At 72.6% G+C, this 15,217-nt stretch carries 13 protein-coding genes; 3 read left to right on the top strand and 10 right to left on the bottom strand.

What is annotated here, in order from left to right; translation table 11 throughout:
* Nucleotides 1-83: 83 nt before the first annotated feature.
* The gene (locus tag SSPS47_RS28490; RefSeq protein ID WP_164253447.1) at nucleotides 84-941 is read left to right on the top strand and encodes a helix-turn-helix transcriptional regulator; all 858 of its coding nucleotides are present in this window, start codon (nucleotides 84-86) and stop codon (nucleotides 939-941) included.
* Nucleotides 942-953: 12 nt separating this feature from the next.
* Here SSPS47_RS28490 and SSPS47_RS28485 read toward each other — a convergent pair whose 3' ends face one another.
* Together SSPS47_RS28485 and SSPS47_RS28480 are read right to left on the bottom strand one after the other, a co-directional pair.
* On the bottom strand, nucleotides 954-2,129 hold the full coding sequence (locus tag SSPS47_RS28485) for a winged helix DNA-binding domain-containing protein (RefSeq protein ID WP_164253446.1): 1,176 nt from the start codon (nucleotides 2,127-2,129) through the stop codon (nucleotides 954-956).
* 98 nt (nucleotides 2,130-2,227) lie between these two features.
* Entirely contained in the window at nucleotides 2,228-3,001 is a 774-nt protein-coding gene (locus SSPS47_RS28480) for a VOC family protein (protein ID WP_203557946.1), read from the bottom strand.
* 224 nt (nucleotides 3,002-3,225) lie between these two features.
* Between SSPS47_RS28480 and SSPS47_RS28475 the strand changes: the two genes are divergently transcribed.
* On the top strand, nucleotides 3,226-4,260 hold the full coding sequence (locus tag SSPS47_RS28475) for a LacI family DNA-binding transcriptional regulator (RefSeq protein ID WP_164253445.1): 1,035 nt from the start codon (nucleotides 3,226-3,228) through the stop codon (nucleotides 4,258-4,260).
* Nucleotides 4,261-4,303: 43 nt separating this feature from the next.
* On the opposite strand, the gene SSPS47_RS28470 is transcribed toward SSPS47_RS28475, so the two are convergent.
* Genes SSPS47_RS28470 through SSPS47_RS28460 form a run of 3 tightly spaced genes read right to left on the bottom strand, consistent with a single transcriptional unit; the run spans nucleotide 4,304 to nucleotide 6,570 of the window.
* Nucleotides 4,304-4,666 (bottom strand): glycoside hydrolase family 9 protein, encoded by a 363-nt coding sequence (locus tag SSPS47_RS28470; protein ID WP_203557945.1) that lies wholly within the window; start codon nucleotides 4,664-4,666, stop codon nucleotides 4,304-4,306.
* 45 nt (nucleotides 4,667-4,711) lie between these two features.
* Nucleotides 4,712-5,359: a response regulator transcription factor gene (locus SSPS47_RS28465; protein WP_147875001.1), complete on the bottom strand. Its 648-nt coding sequence runs from the start codon at nucleotides 5,357-5,359 to the stop codon at nucleotides 4,712-4,714.
* Nucleotides 5,350-6,570, bottom strand: coding sequence for a sensor histidine kinase (locus SSPS47_RS28460; RefSeq protein WP_164253444.1), 1,221 nt, complete (start codon nucleotides 6,568-6,570; stop codon nucleotides 5,350-5,352). The genes SSPS47_RS28465 and SSPS47_RS28460 overlap by 10 nt, the downstream gene beginning before the upstream one ends.
* A gap of 109 nt (nucleotides 6,571-6,679) precedes the next feature.
* On the opposite strand from SSPS47_RS28460, the gene SSPS47_RS28455 reads away from it, so the two are divergent.
* On the top strand, nucleotides 6,680-8,443 hold the full coding sequence (locus tag SSPS47_RS28455; RefSeq protein WP_164253443.1) for a serine hydrolase domain-containing protein: 1,764 nt from the start codon (nucleotides 6,680-6,682) through the stop codon (nucleotides 8,441-8,443).
* Here SSPS47_RS28455 and SSPS47_RS28450 read toward each other — a convergent pair.
* From SSPS47_RS28450 to SSPS47_RS28430, 5 genes are all read right to left on the bottom strand, one after another.
* Entirely contained in the window at nucleotides 8,366-9,517 is a 1,152-nt protein-coding gene (locus SSPS47_RS28450) for an XdhC/CoxI family protein (protein WP_164253442.1), read from the bottom strand. The genes SSPS47_RS28455 and SSPS47_RS28450 overlap by 78 nt on opposite strands.
* Before the next feature lie 76 nt (nucleotides 9,518-9,593).
* On the bottom strand, nucleotides 9,594-11,054 hold the full coding sequence (locus tag SSPS47_RS28445; RefSeq protein ID WP_164253441.1) for an NCS2 family permease: 1,461 nt from the start codon (nucleotides 11,052-11,054) through the stop codon (nucleotides 9,594-9,596).
* 231 nt (nucleotides 11,055-11,285) lie between these two features.
* On the bottom strand, nucleotides 11,286-13,670 hold the full coding sequence (locus tag SSPS47_RS28440) for a molybdopterin cofactor-binding domain-containing protein (RefSeq protein WP_164253440.1): 2,385 nt from the start codon (nucleotides 13,668-13,670) through the stop codon (nucleotides 11,286-11,288).
* A gap of 2 nt (nucleotides 13,671-13,672) precedes the next feature.
* Nucleotides 13,673-14,302, bottom strand: a complete 630-nt coding sequence (locus tag SSPS47_RS28435) for a (2Fe-2S)-binding protein (RefSeq protein WP_164253439.1) — start codon at nucleotides 14,300-14,302, stop codon at nucleotides 13,673-13,675.
* Nucleotides 14,303-14,304: 2 nt separating this feature from the next.
* Entirely contained in the window at nucleotides 14,305-15,195 is an 891-nt protein-coding gene (locus tag SSPS47_RS28430) for a xanthine dehydrogenase family protein subunit M (protein ID WP_164253438.1), read from the bottom strand.
* Nucleotides 15,196-15,217: the final 22 nt, after the last annotated feature.

Genomic DNA, 15,217 nt, shown 5'->3' with positions numbered 1-15,217 from the left:
GTGACGTACGTCTCACCACCCCCTGACGGGGGTGAACCGAACTCGTTGTACCGGCGGAGCGAGCCGAAGAGAAGGAAGACGCTGTGACTGAGGCGGTCGAAGCGGTCGAGATGCGCACCGCGCTGCTGACGCTGCGCCGTACGACCGGGCTGCCCGTGGCGTTCGGCGGCCTGTTGCACGATGCCCGCCAGGTGCGCATCTCGGAGCTGAACGGCACGGCGACCGGTGCGCTGCGCGGGCTGGGGATCTCCGTCGGGAACGGGCTGGGCGGCAAGTCGATCGCGCTGCTGCGGCCGTGCGCGGTGACCGACTACCGGCAGGCGCGCCACATCAGCCACGAGTACGACGCGGCGGTGGCCGCCGAGGGGCTGCGCGCCGTGGTCGCCGTTCCCGTGATCGTGCGGCGCCGGGTGCGCGGCGTGCTGTACGGCGCGCTGCGCGATCCGCTGCCGATGGGCGAGCGGATCTTCGACGCCGCCGTCGCCGCCGCCCGTGACGTGGAGCAGTCGCTGGTCGTGCGGGACGAGGTGCAGCGGCTGCTCGCCCTGACCCGCGAGCCGGTGCGGGGGCGGCCCGAGGCGTGGGAGGAGGTCCGCGAGGCGCACAGCGAACTGCGGGCACTCGCGCCGCGCATCGTGGACGCCGGGCTGCGGGGCGAACTGCACGCCGTCTGCGGCCGGTTGGCGGGCGCGGGCGGCGCCCCGCAGGACTGGCGCGACCCGGGCGGGCACCGCGAGCGGCGGGCCGTGGCGCTGGCCCCGCGCGAGGTGGACGTGCTGGCGTGCGTGGCGGCGGGCTCGACGAACGCGGCGGCGGCCGAGCGCCTGGGGCTGCGGCCGGAGACGGTGAAGGGGTACCTGCGGGCCGCGATGCGCAAGCTGGGCGCCCACAACCGTCTGGAGGCGGTGGTGGCGGCCCGCCGGTCGGGGCTGCTGCCGTAGACCGGCCCGGCGCTACTCGGCGGCCGGCGTGGAGAAGTCCGCGAAGCGCACGGTGTACGAGGGGGAGGCGGCCGAGGAGAGGGATCCGAGCGTGCGGACGCCCTCCTCGGCAACCGCGTCGCGCTGTGCGCGGGTGAGCGTGCCGAAGGCCTGCACGGTCAGCGTTCCGTGTCCGTCGCCCTCCGTGCCGTCCTCCAACCGCCAGATCCCGGCGAGGAATCCGTCGACGAGGAAGGTGCGGTACCCCTGGTTGCCGTTCCAGGTGAGCTTGCGGTATTCGATGGGGACGACGCGGGTGCGGTCGGCGTGCGAGAGCAGCAGGTTGTCGTACTCGGGGAGGAAGCGGGGCGGCGCCGGGGTGTCCCCGTCGGGCCGGGGCGCGTCGGGGAGGTCGAAGAGTTCGACGCCGGACTCGTCCTGGAAGGTGACGAGTCGGTCCCGCAGCCGCTCGAAGACCGGGCCGAGCCGCGTCAGCCGGCACCAGGTCTGCATGTCCTTGACCGAGGCGGGTCCGAAGGCGGCGAGGTAGCGCAGGACGGCGGCCTCCGGCGCGATGCCCGGCGACGGCGCGGCGTCGGGGTCGCCGGCCTTCTCCGCCCCGAACCACTTCCGCGCCGTCGTGAGCGTGACCTGACCACCGCGGCCCCACAGTCCGCGCGGCGTGACCTGTACGAGCGGCAGCAGGCACCGCGCGGCGACGGACAGGGCGAGCGGGTCGGCGTCGGGCCACCGTTGGACCAGTGACGCCTTCAACTCCTTGAGCGGCAGCGGCTGTTCCTCGACCAGTTCCCTGCTGACGGCGGCGAGCCGGTCCAGCTCCACACCGACGAGACCGTCGCGGAAGATACGCAACTCCCGCTCGATCAGGGGCTGGACGAACGGGCGCAGCGCGAGGCAGTCCTCGGCGGTGTGGGTGTGGATGGTGGAGCGGAGCGTGACCATCCGGCCGACCTCGCGGGAGGCCATCAGTCCGGAGAGCCCCTCGGGGTCGAACGCGTCCAGCCTGGCGGCGAGTTGGACGTACGGCGGCTTCACGTTCTGCGCCTGGAGTCCGACCAGGTGTGTCACGGCGTCCTTGGCCGACATGGCCGCGCGCCGCAGCAGGAGCTGCCGGGCCAGGGTGGCGCGGTTGAGCGCGCGGGCGGTGAGCACGGGGTGCGGGAGCGGGTCCGTCGTCTTCGAGGCCATGCTCCGCACGTTACCCAGACTTGCGGACACCTTCTGTCCTCAACCGCCGGACGGGCCGCCAATGCGGCCCGTCCGGCGATCGGAGGTGACCCGAGCGGTCAGCTCGCGGCCGTGACCGTGAACAGCGCCCCGTCCGGGTCGCGGAGCGTCGCCCCGTCCACCTCGACCGACGCGTCCGGGCCCGGCACGAGCGAGCCGCCGGAGGCCAGCGCCGTCTCGACCGCCGCCCCCACGTCCTTCACGTTGAAGCGCACGTGCCAGCGCGGCCGGATCTGCGGGTCGGGCGCGGCCTGTACTGCGCCGCCGCTGATCCGGGCCAGCTCCTCGTCGCCGTCGAGGAGCAGCGACAGCTCCTCCTCGCGCACCAGGCGCAGCTTCCCCTCGCCCTCCGGCTCCCAGCCGAGGGTGAGCGAGTAGAAGCGCCCCGCGGTGACCGCGTCCCTGGTCCGCAGCTCCAGCGAGGCGGAGCCGCTGCCGCGCCCCATGGACCAGTCGGAGCGCACCGAGCCTTCCCAGATCCCGAAGACGGCGCCGTCCGGGTCGACGGCGAGCGCCGCGCGGCCGGTGTGGAAGGCCAGCGGGCCGACGCCGACCGTGCCGCCGCGCTCCCTGATCCGGGCCGCCGCCTCGTCCACGTCCGTGACGTTGAAGTACGGCGTCCAGGAGACGGCCACCTGGAGCGAGGAGGCGAGTGCTCCGATGCCGGCGACCGGCAGGCCGTCGATGAGCGCCACGGAGAAGTCGTCACCGAGCCCGGCCCGCCGGTAGGTCCAGCCGAGGACCTTGCCGTAGAAGTCCTGGGCACCCGGCAGTTCACGTGCCAGCAGGCTCACCCAGCATGGCGCTCCGGCGACTCCCTGTGCTTTCGGCATTCCGCTCCGTTCTCTTGCGACGCGACCGCGACTCGACCGCGATCCGGTACGACCGCACCGGAAGGCTAGTGCCCTTACGTGCACGGCAGACACCTTTGAATGTATTTGAAGGTCATGCAGCGCGGCGGATGGAGACTGTCCGCGATATGATCAACCACTTATTGTGGGAGCGCTCCCAGTGGTTGGATGACGATCCCCGACGGAGCGTGGACGGAGGTCGCACGATGGTGGCAAATGGACGCACGAGCCGGCCCAGCCAGCCCACGCTCGAAGAGGTGGCGGCGCTCGCCGGCGTCGGGCGCGGCACCGTCTCCCGCGTCATCAACAACTCGCCCCGTGTGCGTGACTCCACCAGGCAGCTCGTCCAGGAGGCGATAGCCGAGCTGGGCTACGTACCCAACCGGGCGGCCCGCGCGCTCGCCGGGAGCCGCACCGACGCGGTGGCGCTGGTGATCCCCGAGACCGAGAAGCGGTTCTTCGCCGAGCCCTACTTCTCCGACGTGCTCCACGGTGTCGGCACCGGTCTCGCCGACACCGAGATGCAGTTGCTGCTCACGCTCGTACGGAACGAGAACGAGCGCCGGCGCTTCCTCCAGTACGCGCGCGCCGGCCGGGTCGACGGCGTACTGCTGGTGTCCGTGCACGGCGACGACCCGCTGCCCGACCTGCTCGCGGAGATGGGCCTGCCGACCGTGCTGAGCGGCCGCCGCTCGGCGGACGAGCCCGTGAGCTACGTCGACTCCGACAACGTCGGCGGCGCCCGGTCCGCCGTGCGCCATCTCGTGGAGACCGGGCGGCGGCGGATCGCGACGGTCACCGGACCGCTGGACATGTACGTGGCGCAGTGCAGGCTCGGCGGCTACCAGGAGGCCGTGGCCGCCTCGGGCGGCGATCCGGATCCGTCCTGGACGGCGCACGGGGACTTCACCGAGGAGAGCGGGCGGCGGGCGATGACGGAGCTGCTGGCGCGCCACCCGGACCTGGACGCGGTGTTCGCCGCGTCCGACGTGATGGCGGCGGGCGCCCTGCACTCCCTGCGGGCGGCGGGCCGCCGGGTGCCCGAGGACGTGGCCGTCGTCGGCTTCGACGACTCCCCCATCGCCGGGCACACCGATCCCCAGCTCACCTCCGTACGGCAGCCGGTGGAGGAGATGGGGCAGGCGATGGCGCGGGTGCTGCTGGAGGGCATCAACAACCCCGCGACACCGCACCAACACGCCGTCCTGCCCACCGAGTTGGTGCGGCGCGTATCGTCCTGAAGACCCCGGAGATCTCGGGACGGGCGGCGGGCTCAGCGTGAAGTCAGGTCCGGGGCGGTCGACTTGAGGTAGGCCGCGACCCAGACGAGCGGCGCGTTCCAGTTGATGGTGTTCTCCTTCGAACTCCACGCGCCTGGCGCCGTGCCGGGCCCGGCGTAGGACTTGGCGGCGGGGCGGCCGGTGGGGGTGAGGGGCCGAGGAGATAGTCCATGGCCCGGTGCATCGCCTTCAGATGGGCGCGGTCGCGGGTCAGGTCGTACGCGGTGCCGAGCAGCACCATCCGGTTGACGACGGCGGAGTTGGAGCCCCACGGGTAGGGCGTGGCGCCGGAGATCAGCGCCGGATACCCCTCGCCGCGCTGGGTGGCGACGAGCGAGTCGGCGACGGGGCTCAGGCTCTCGCGCATCCGGGAGAGGTCGGTGGCCTCGGACTCGGTTGCCCGACACCCCGGTCAGGCGCGCAGATACGCGAGGACGGCCAGCACGCGCCGGTGGCCCTCACCGTCCACGCGCAGGTCCAGCTTCTGCAGGATGGCGCTGACGTGCTTGTTGACCGCCGCCTCCGTCACGTACAGCTGCCGCGCGATCTCCGCGTTCGCCCGCCCCTCCGCCATCAGGGAGAGCACCTCGCGCTCCCTGGGGGTGAGCCGCCGGAGCGGATCCTGCTGCCGGTGCAGGAGTTGGCGTACGACCTCCGGGTCCACCACCGTCTCGCCCGCGGCGACCCGGACCACCGCGTCGACGAACTCCGTCACCGCGCTGACCCGGTCCTTGAGCAGATAGCCCACACCGCCGTCGCTGCCGAGGTCGAGCAGGCGTGCGGCGTAGGACTGCTCCACGTACTGGCTGAGCACCAGGACCGGCAGCGCGGGGTGTTCGCGGCGCAGGGCGACGGCGGCGCGCAGGCCGTCGTCCGAGTGGTCCGGCGGCATGCGGATGTCGGTGACGACGATGTCGGGCCGGTGCGCGCGGACCGCGGTGATCAGGCTGTCCGCGTCGCCGACCTCGGCGACGGGCCGGTGGCCGAACCGGGTCAGGACACCGACCAGGCCGTCGCGCATCAGCGGGGAGTCCTCGGCGAGGACGACGGTCAGCGACATGGGATCTCCGCGTGCAGCAGGGTGGGGCCACCGGCCGGGCTGGAGATCCGCAGTCTGCCATCGGCGGCGGCGACCCGGTCGGCGAGGCCGACCAGCCCGGTACCGGCCGCCGGATCGGCGCCGCCCACACCGTTGTCGCTGATGCTGAGCGTCAGTACGTCGGCGTGCAGCCGCGCGTGCACCTCGGCGCGGGTGGCCGCGCTGTGCTTGGTCGCGTTGGCGAGGGCTTCGGCGACGACGAAGTACGCGGCCGTCTCCACGGCGGCCGGCGGGCGGTGCGGCAGCCGGATGTCGACGGTGACCGGCAGGACGGAGCGGGCGGTGAGATTGCCGACGGCCTCGGGCAGTCCGTGGTCCGTCAGTGCCTTGGGGTGCACGCCCCGGCTCAGCTCGCGCAACTCGTCGACGGCCAGGGTGACCTGTTCCTGCGCGGTGCCGAGCTGCCGGGCGACGGACGAGCCGGGCTCCGCGTCCAGCCGGGCCATGCCCAGCAGGACGTTGAGCGAGACGAGCCGCTGCTGGGCCCCGTCGTGCAGGTCCCGTTCGATCCTGCGGCGCTCCGCGTCGAAGGAGCCGACCAGCCGGGCCCGGGAGGCCCGTACCTCGGTCAGCTGCCGGCCGAGTTCCCCGTCGCGGGGGGCGAGGATCGCGCGGGTCATGGCGGCGCGCGCACCGGCCCAGACGGTGATGGTGTACGGCGCGACCGGCACCAGGCACAGCGCGAGGACCGTCAGCGGCCAGGCGTCCGGATCACCGACGGGTGAGGTGGCCAGGAGCACCGGGACGGCGAGCGAGACCCCCAGCACCAGCACGTCCATCCACCACATCGCGGCCAACGACGCGGCGGTGAAGCCCAGTTCACGCCAGGTGGCGGGCTCCCGCAGCCGGGTGGCCAGCCAGCCGCGCACCCCGGGTGCGGCCGGCGGGCGGTGCGGGTCGGGGAGCGGGTCGGGGTCCATCAGACGCAGCCGCCGGCGCTCGACGCGGCTGACGACGATGCCGGACAGGGCGACGCCGAGGAGCAGTACGGCTCCGACGCCGGCGACCAGGGAGAGGACACCGGCGAGCGTCAGCGCCGCGAGGACCGTCAGGACGAGCGCGCCGAAGAGACCGCCGGTCAGGAGGTAGAGGAGGGAACGCCAGGGCCAGGAGGAGGTGAGGAACTTCCACGGGCTCCGGCCCACGGCCCGCCAGGCTGTCGAGTGGTGCACCCGTCGACCGTAGCCGCGGGCCGCGGTCCGGACAGTAGGACCAGTACTACCTTCGGACTCCCGTCCACGCCAATGCGCCGGATACCCGGCGGGCGGTGGGATACGGGGCATGTGGATCAGCACGAACAGACTCGGTACGAACGCGCCCGGCGGGAACGGGCCCCGGACGAGGGCCCCGCGGACGAGCGGCCGGCGGGCGGACGGGCCCTGGGGAAGCGGCCGGCGAACCGGCCGTCACGGCCGCTTCGCGCCCGGCCGGCGCACGGCGGGGCGGCTCGTCGCCGCGCTCGGTGTCACGGCCGTCGCCCTCGCGGGCCCCGTCCCGACCGCGCTCGCCGGACCGGCCCCCGTGCCCGCCACCCTGACCCCCGCCGCGATAGACCGCTTCGTGAACAGCTATTTGACGGAGACCGGGCTGCCCGGCGCCGTGGTGGCGGTGACCAGGGGCGGGGAGGTCGTCCACACCGGCGGGTACGGGCGCACGGCCGGCGGGACGGCCATGACGGGGCGGACGCCGGTCCCGGTGGCCTCGCTCTCCAAGTCCATGACCGCGCTCGCCGTCATGCAGCTCGTCGACGAGGGGAAGGTCGAACTCGACCGGCCCGTACGGGGCTATCTGCCGGAGTTCACCATGGCCGACGAGCGGGCCGCGCGGATCACCGTCCGGCAGCTGCTCGACCAGACGTCCGGCATGGCCGATTCGGCCTTCCCCGATCTGGCACTGCCGCAGGCGCACACCTTGAAGGGGGCGGTGGCCCGGATGCGCGGGGCCCGTCTGGCCGCCGAGCCGGGGACCCGGTGGAGCTACCACAACCCCAACTACTTCGTCGCGGCCCGGCTGGTCGAGGTGGTCACCGGCGAGCCGTTCGCCGACCGCCTCCGCGGCCATGTCTTCGCACCCCTGCGGATGACGGACTCGCGTTCCGTCGACGCCACCACCGACATGCCCGAGAACGCGCGGGGATACGTACGGGCCTACGGCCGGGTGGTGGAGCGCGCGCACCCGCGCTGGTTCACGGCGGGCGGCCACGGTGTCGTCACCACCGCCGACGACCTGGCCCACTGGCTGATCGCACAGAACAACGGCGGCGTCGGCGCGGACGGCAGGCGGGTCGTCTCCGCGCGGAGCGTGGCCACCATGCACACACCGCCCGGGGGCGAGAACTACGCCATGGGCTGGTCGCTCGGCGAACAGCACGACAGGAGCGGCGGGAGCGAAGGGGGAAAGGACGGGGAGAAGGAGTCGCCGCCGCTCCAGCACACCGGTGAGCTGCTGACCCAGAACGCCATCCAGCTCCTTCTGCCGGACCGGAGGATCGGCATCGCCGTCGTCAGCAACACCGGCATGATCTCCGGCGACGACAGCGCGGGCATCGCGGACGGGCTGCGGGATCTGGCCGAGGGCCGCCCGGCGGAGATCAGGGAGCCGTTCACCATGACCGCCGACCATGTCCTCGCCGCGCTGACGCTGCTCGCACTGGGGCTCGGCACCCTCGGCGCCGTACGGGCGCGGGGCTGGGCGCGGCGCGCGGCCGGACGCCCGCTGTGGCGTGCGGGGCTGCGGACCCTGCCGTACGCGCTGCCGGTCGGCTGTCTGGTGTGGCTCGCCGATCTGGTGGGCCTGCTGATGCGACGGGAGGGCACGTTCGCCCAGGTGGTGTACGTGTGGCCCGCTCTGGTGGTGTGTGTCGCGGCGGCGGCGCTGGCGTCGGCCGCGGTGATCGCCTCACGGGGTGGCCACCTGGCCCGTGCGGTACTCCGGGGACGGCGGCCGGCCGGCGACGGGCCCGCAATCTCAGGCGACGGAGCCGATACGGCCCGTGGGGGCCCGGTTCCCGTCGTGGTGGATCGGGGTGTGGGCGCCGGTCAGTGAGACGCCGGTGCCGCCGCGCCGGTTCGCGACGATCTCCGCCGCGATCGACAGCGCGGTCTCCTCCGGCGTACGTGCCCCGAGGTCCAGGCCGATGGGGCTGCGCAGCCTCGTCAGCTCCAGTTCGCTGACGCCGACGCCGCGCAGCCGCTCGTTGCGGTCGAGGTGTGTGCGCCGGGAGCCCATGGCACCGACGTAGGCGACGGGCAGTCTGAGGGCGAGTCGCAGCAGGGGGACGTCGAACTTGGCGTCGTGGGTCAGCACGCAGAGCACCGTACGGCCGTCGGTCCGCGTCGACTCCAGATAGCGGTGCGGCCAGTCCACCACGATCTCTTCGGCGTCCGGGAAGCGGGCGCGGGTGGCGAAGACGGGGCGGGCGTCGCACACCGTGACGTGGTAGCCGAGGAACTTCCCGACCCTGACCAGCGCGGACGCGAAGTCGATGGCACCGAAGACGATCATGCGCGGGGCCGGCACGCTCGACTCGACGAGGAGTGTCAGGGGCCGTCCGCAGCGCGAGCCGTCCTCGCCGATTGTGACGGTGCCGGTGTGTCCCGCGTCCAGCAGGGCGCGGGCCTCGTCCGCCGCCGTGCCGTCCAGCGCCGGGTGGCCGCCCAGCGTCCCCTCGTACGCTCCCCCGGGGCGTACGAGGAGGGCTCGGCCGCGCAGTTCCGGGGGGCCGTCGGTGACCCGCGCGACGGCCGCCGCCCGACCTCCGGCGGCGGCGGACAGCGCGGCGGCGAACACGTCCCTGCCGGGGGAGTCCGCGCGTACCGGGGTGACGAGGATGTCGATGACGCCGCCGCAGGTCAGTCCCACGGCGAAGGCGTCCTCGTCGCTGTAGCCGAACGTCTGGAGGACGGTCTCGCCGTCGTCCAGGGACTGCCGGCACAGGTCGTAGACCGCGCCCTCCACACATCCGCCCGAGACGGAGCCGATCGCTCTGCCCTCGCTGTCGACGGCGAGGGCGGCGCCCGGCTGCCGGGGCGCGCTGCCGCCGACGGCCACCACGGTGGCCACGGCGAAGTCCCGTCCCTGCTCGACCCACCGGTTCAGTTCGTCGGCGATGTCCAGCATGTCCGCCTCCTCTGGTCTCTCAGTATCGGATGTACGGGGGGACGCGGCGCGTCGGCGCCGTCGGGACGCGGTGGCGTCAGTTCACGCCGAGCCAGCCCTCGATCGGGTGGAGCGCGAAGAAGACGAGGAAGATCACGGTCAGCCCCCACATGAAGGCGCCGATCTCCCGGACCTTGCCCTGGGCGACCTTGATGGCGACGTAGGAGATGACGCCGGCGGCGACTCCGGCGGTGATCTGGTAGGTGAACGGCATGATCACGACGGTCAGGAAGACCGGGACGGCGACGGCGCGGTCGTTCCAGTCGACGTGCTTGGCGTTCTGCATCATCATCGCCCCGATGACCACCAGGGCCGCCGCCGCGACCTCGCCGGGGACGATCTGGGTGATCGGGCTGAAGAACAGACAGGCGGCGAAGAAGAGGCCGGTGACGACGGAGGCGAAGCCCGTACGGGCCCCCTCGCCGACCCCGGTCGCGGACTCCACGAACACGGTCTGTCCCGAACCGCCCGCCACACCGCCGACGACACCGCCCGCGCCGTCGATGAACAGCGCCTTCGACAGACCCGGCATACGGCCCTTGTCGTCGGCGAGCCCGGCCTCCGTACCGACGCCGATGATGGTGGCCATGGCGTCGAAGAAGCCGGCGAGCACGAGCGTGAAGACGATCATGCCGACGGTCATCGCGCCGACCTCGCCCCAGCCGCCGAACTCGACGTCCCCGAAGAGCGAGAAGTCCGGCATGGAGACGGCGCCGCCGGCCAGTTCGGGCGGTCCGCCCGCCCACGCCCTGGCGCCGATGACACCGGCCGCGTTGAGCACGGCGGCGACGATCGTACCGACGACGATGCCGATCAGGATCGCGCCGGGCACCTCGCGCGCCTGGAGCATGAAGATCAGCAGCAGCGTGACGGCGAAGATCAGGACCGGCCAGCCGGCGAGTTCGCCGGCCGGGCCCAGGGTGACGGGTCCGCCGCCCTCGGAGGCGTGTACGAACCCCGCCTTGACCAGGCCGATCAATGCGATGAAGGTGCCGATGCCCATCGTGATGGCGTGCTTGAGCGCGAGCGGGATCGCGTTCATGATCATCTCGCGCAGGCCGGTGACGACCAGCAGCATGATCACGACGCCGTACATCACGCACATGCCCATGGCCTGCGGCCAGGTCATGTTGGGGGCGACCTGCGTGGAGATGACGCCGGAGACGGAGAGACCGGCGGCGAGGGCCAGCGGCACCTTGCCGACGAAGCCCATCAGCAGCGTGGTGACGGCCGCGGCGACGACGGTGGCGGTGATCAGCGCGGGCTGGCCGAGCACATTGCCCGCGACGTCCTTCCCGCCCAGGATGAGCGGGTTGAGCAGCAGGATGTACGCCATGGCCATGAAGGTCGTGACGCCGCCGCGCACTTCGCGCGCGACGGTGGATCCCCGCTGGGATATGTGGAAATACCGGTCGAGCCAGGACCTTCCGGCCGGGGGACGCGAGCCTGGGCCGGCGTCCTCGGCGGGTGTCACGGGCTCCACGGACTGCTGGGTCATGATGCCTACTCCCAAGGTTCACAGGGGCACCCGCGGTGGGACTTCTCAGATGCGGGATTTGGGATGGTGCGTGGGCTGCACGACCCGGGGGACGGCCCGAGGCGAACTGGGTTGTCTTACGAGGGTGTCGCGGTACCGCGGTACCGCTGTGCCGCCGCGAGCGGTGCGGCGGCGGCCGGGGCTCCGGGCGGCACCGATGGGCGCCGCCCGGAGCGTCCGGGCAGGTGCCCGTCAGGTGCCGGTCAGGTGCTCCGGCCGTACCGGGGTCCTGTTCAGCTCCAGACCCGTCGCGTTGCGGATCGCCGCGAGCACGGCGGGGGTCGACGACAGGGTCGGGGCCTCGCCGATGCCACGCAGCCCGTACGGCGCGTGTTCGTCGGCCAGTTCGAGCACATCGACCGGGATCGTCGGCGTGTCGAGGATGGTGGGGATCAGATAGTCCGTGAAGGACGGGTTGCGCACCTTCGCGGTCTTCGGGTCGACGATGATCTCCTCCATGACCGCCACGCCCAGACCCTGGGTGGTGCCACCCTGGATCTGGCCGAGGACGGACAGCGGGTTGAGCGCCTTGCCGACGTCCTGCGCCACGGCCAGCTCGACCACCTTGACCAGGCCCAGTTCCGTGTCGACCTCGACCACCGCGCGGTGCGCGGCGAACGAGTACTGGACATGGCCGTTCCCCTGCCCCGTACGCAGGTCGAACGCCTGCGTGGGCCGGTGGCGCCATTCCAGTTCGAGGTCGACCGACTCGCCCTCCAGGACGTCCACCAGATCGGCCAGGACCTCCCCGCCGTCGGTGACGACCTTGCCGCTCTCCAGCAGCAGTTCGGCCGTGGCCCAGGCGGGGTGGTACGTGCCGAACCTGGCCCGGCCGATCTCCAGGACCTTCTCGCGGACGTGCTCGCAGGTGTTCTTGATCGCACCGCCCGTGACGTACGTCTGACGGGACGCGGAGGTCGAACCGGCGGATCCCACCCGGGTGTCGGCCGGCTGGATCGTCACCTGGGCGACGCCCAGTTCGGTGCGGGCGATCTGCGCGTGGACGGTGACACCGCCCTGGCCGACCTCCGCCATCGCGGTGTGCACGGTGGCGACCGGCTCGCCGTTGATGACCTCCATCCGCACGCGGGCAGTGGAGTAGTCGTCGAAGCCCTCGGAGAAGCCGACGTTCTTGAGGCCGACCGCGTAGCCCACGCCCCGTACGACGCCTTCGCCGTGCGTGGTGTTGGACAGCCCGCCGGGCAGGGCCCGTACGTCGGCCGCCTCGCCCGCCGCGAGCCACTGCCTCTCGGGCGGCATCGGGCGCGCCTTGACGCGGCGCAGCAGTTCGGCGACGGGCGCGGGCGAGTCGACGCGCTGCCCGGTGGGCAGGAGCGTGCCCTGCTCCATGGCGTTGAGACGGCGGAACTCCACGGGGTCCATGTCGAGTCCGGCGGCGAGCTTGTCCATCTGCGCCTCGTACGCGAAGCACGCCTGTACGGCTCCGAAGCCGCGCATCGCGCCGCAGGGCGGGTTGTTGGTGTAGAGCGCCAGTGCCTCGATGTCGACGTCCTCGACGGCGTAGGGGCCCACGGAGAGCGAGGAGGCGTTGCCGACGACGGCCGGGGACGCGGAGGCGTACGCGCCGCCGTCCAGCACGATCCGGCACTTCATGTGCGTGAGCTTGCCTTCCCTGGTGGCCCCGTGCTCGTACCAGAGCTTCGCCGGATGGCGGTGGACATGCCCGAAGAACGACTCGAACCGGTTGTAGACGATCTTGACCGGTTTCCCGGTACGCAGGGCCAGCAGGCACGCGTGGATCTGCATCGACAGGTCCTCACGGCCGCCGAAGGCGCCGCCGACGCCGGAGAGCGTCATCCGGACCTTGTCCTCGGGCAGGCCGAGGACGGGCGCGATCTGGCGGAGGTCGGAGTGCAGCCACTGCGTGGCGACGTACAGGTCGACGCCGCCGTCCTCACCCGGTACGGCGAGGCCGGACTCCGGGCCGAGGAACGCCTGGTCCTGCATGCCGAAGACGTACTCGCCGGAGACGACGACGTCGGCCCGCGCGGCGGCCCCGGCCGCGTCACCGCGCACGATGGGCTGGCGGTGGACGATGTTCGGGTGCGGCACGTGCTCCGCGTGGTGGTCGTCGCGGTGCTCGTGGACCAGCGGCGCGCCCTCGGCCGTCGCGGACGCCTCGTCGGTGACGACCGGCAGGTCGGCGTAGTCGATCCGGATCTTGGCGGCGGCCCGGCGCGCGGTCTCGGGGTGGTCGGCCGCGACGATCGCGACGGGCTCGCCGTGGTGGCGGACCTTGCCGTGGGCGAGGACGGGGGTGTCCTGGAACTCCAGGCCGTAGCGCTTCACCTCGGCCGGCAGGTCGTCGTAGGTGAGGACCGCGTACACGCCGGGGGTGGCCAGCGCCTCGGCCGTGTCGATGGAGCGGATCTCGGCGTGCGCGACGGTGCTGCGCAGGGTGTGACCCCACAGCATGTCCTCGTGCCACATGTCGGAGGAGTACGCGAACTCGCCGGTGACCTTGAGGATGCCGTCGGGGCGGAGTGTGGACTCGCCGATGCCGCCCCTGGTCCTGGAGCCCTGTGTGATGTCGGTGGGTGTGCCCGTGGTCGCCATGGTCAGACCGCCTCGGACTGCCGGGCGGCCGCGAGGCGGACCGCGTCGAGGATCTTCTCGTAGCCGGTGCAGCGGCACAGGTTGCCGGAGAGGGCCTCGCGGATGTCCGCGTCCGACGGCGAGGGGTTGCGCTCCAGCATCTCGTCGGCGGTGACCAGCAGACCGGGGGTGCAGAAGCCGCACTGCACGGCGCCCGCGTCGATGAACGCCTGCTGGATCGGGGAGAGGTCACCGCCTTCGCCGGTCCGGGAGTCGGTGCCCCCGGCCTGCCACCGCTGAGCCCTCTGCAGACTCGTACCGCAGGTGGCGGAGCCTGCGGTGCCGTCGGCGGGCGCGGAGCCCTCCGAGCCATCGGCGCCGCAACCGCCGCGCTCCGCACGCTGCTCGGCGAAGTCCGCCAGGCCCTCGACGGTGACCACGTCACGGCCCTCGACCTGGCCGGCCGCGACGAGGCAGGCGCAGACGGGCAGACCGTCGAGGCGGACCGTACAGGAGCCGCACTCGCCCTGCTCGCAGGCGTTCTTCGAGCCGGGCAGGCCCATGCGCTCGCGCAGGACGTAGAGGAGGGACTCGCCCTCCCAGACGTCGTCGGCCTCCTGGGGACGGCCGTTGACGGTGAAGTTCACGCGCATCGCTATGCAGCTCCTTCCAGCGTGGTGCCGGTGGCCCGGTACTGCTCCCAGGTCCAGCCGAGCGTGCGGCGGGCCATGATGCCCACCGCGTGGCGGCGGTACTTCGCGGTGCCGCGCACGTCGTCGATCGGGTTGCAGGCGCCGGACGCGAGGTCCGCGAACTGCTTGACGACCGACGGGGTGATGACCTTGCCGTTCTCCCAGAACCCGCCCTCCTCCAGCGCCGCGTTGAGGAAGTCCTCGGCGGCACGGGCCCGCAGCGGGGTGGGCGCGGCGGAGCCGATGCCGGTCTTCACGGTGCGGGTGTCGGGGTGCAGGGCGATGCCGAACGCGCAGACCGCGATGACCATCGCGTTGCGCGTACCGACCTTGGAGAACTGCTGCGGTCCGGACGCCTTCTTGATGAGGACGGACCTGATCAGCTCGTCCGGGGCCAGCGCGTTGCGCTTCACGCCCGTGTAGAACTCCTCGACGGGAATGTGGCGGACGCCGCGTACGGACTCCACCTCCACCTCGGCGCCCGCGGCGAGCAGCGCGGGGTGCGAGTCGCCGGCGGGCGAGGCGGCGCCGAGGTTGCCCCCGACGGAGCCGCGGTTGCGGATCTGGGGCGAGCCGACGGTGTGCGAGGCGAGGGCGAGTCCGGGCAGCTCGGTCCGCAGGTGGTCCATGATCCGGGTGTACGGGACGGAGGCGCCCAGGCGGACGTGCTCCTCGCCGACCGTCCATTCGCTCAGTTCGCCGATGCGGTTCAGGTCCATGAGGTACTCGGGCCGCCGGTGGTCGAAGTTGATCTCGACCATGACATCGGTACCACCCGCGATGGGTACGGCGGTGGGGTGCTCAGCCTTGGCGGCGAGCGCCTCCTCCCAGCCGGCGGGGCGAAGGAAGTCCATGAGTGGCTCTCTTCATTCGTGA

It is taken from the genome of Streptomyces sp. S4.7 (assembly GCF_010384365.1).
GTDB lineage: Bacteria > Actinomycetota > Actinomycetes > Streptomycetales > Streptomycetaceae > Streptomyces.
This window is presented reverse-complemented; position numbering and strand designations above follow the sequence as displayed.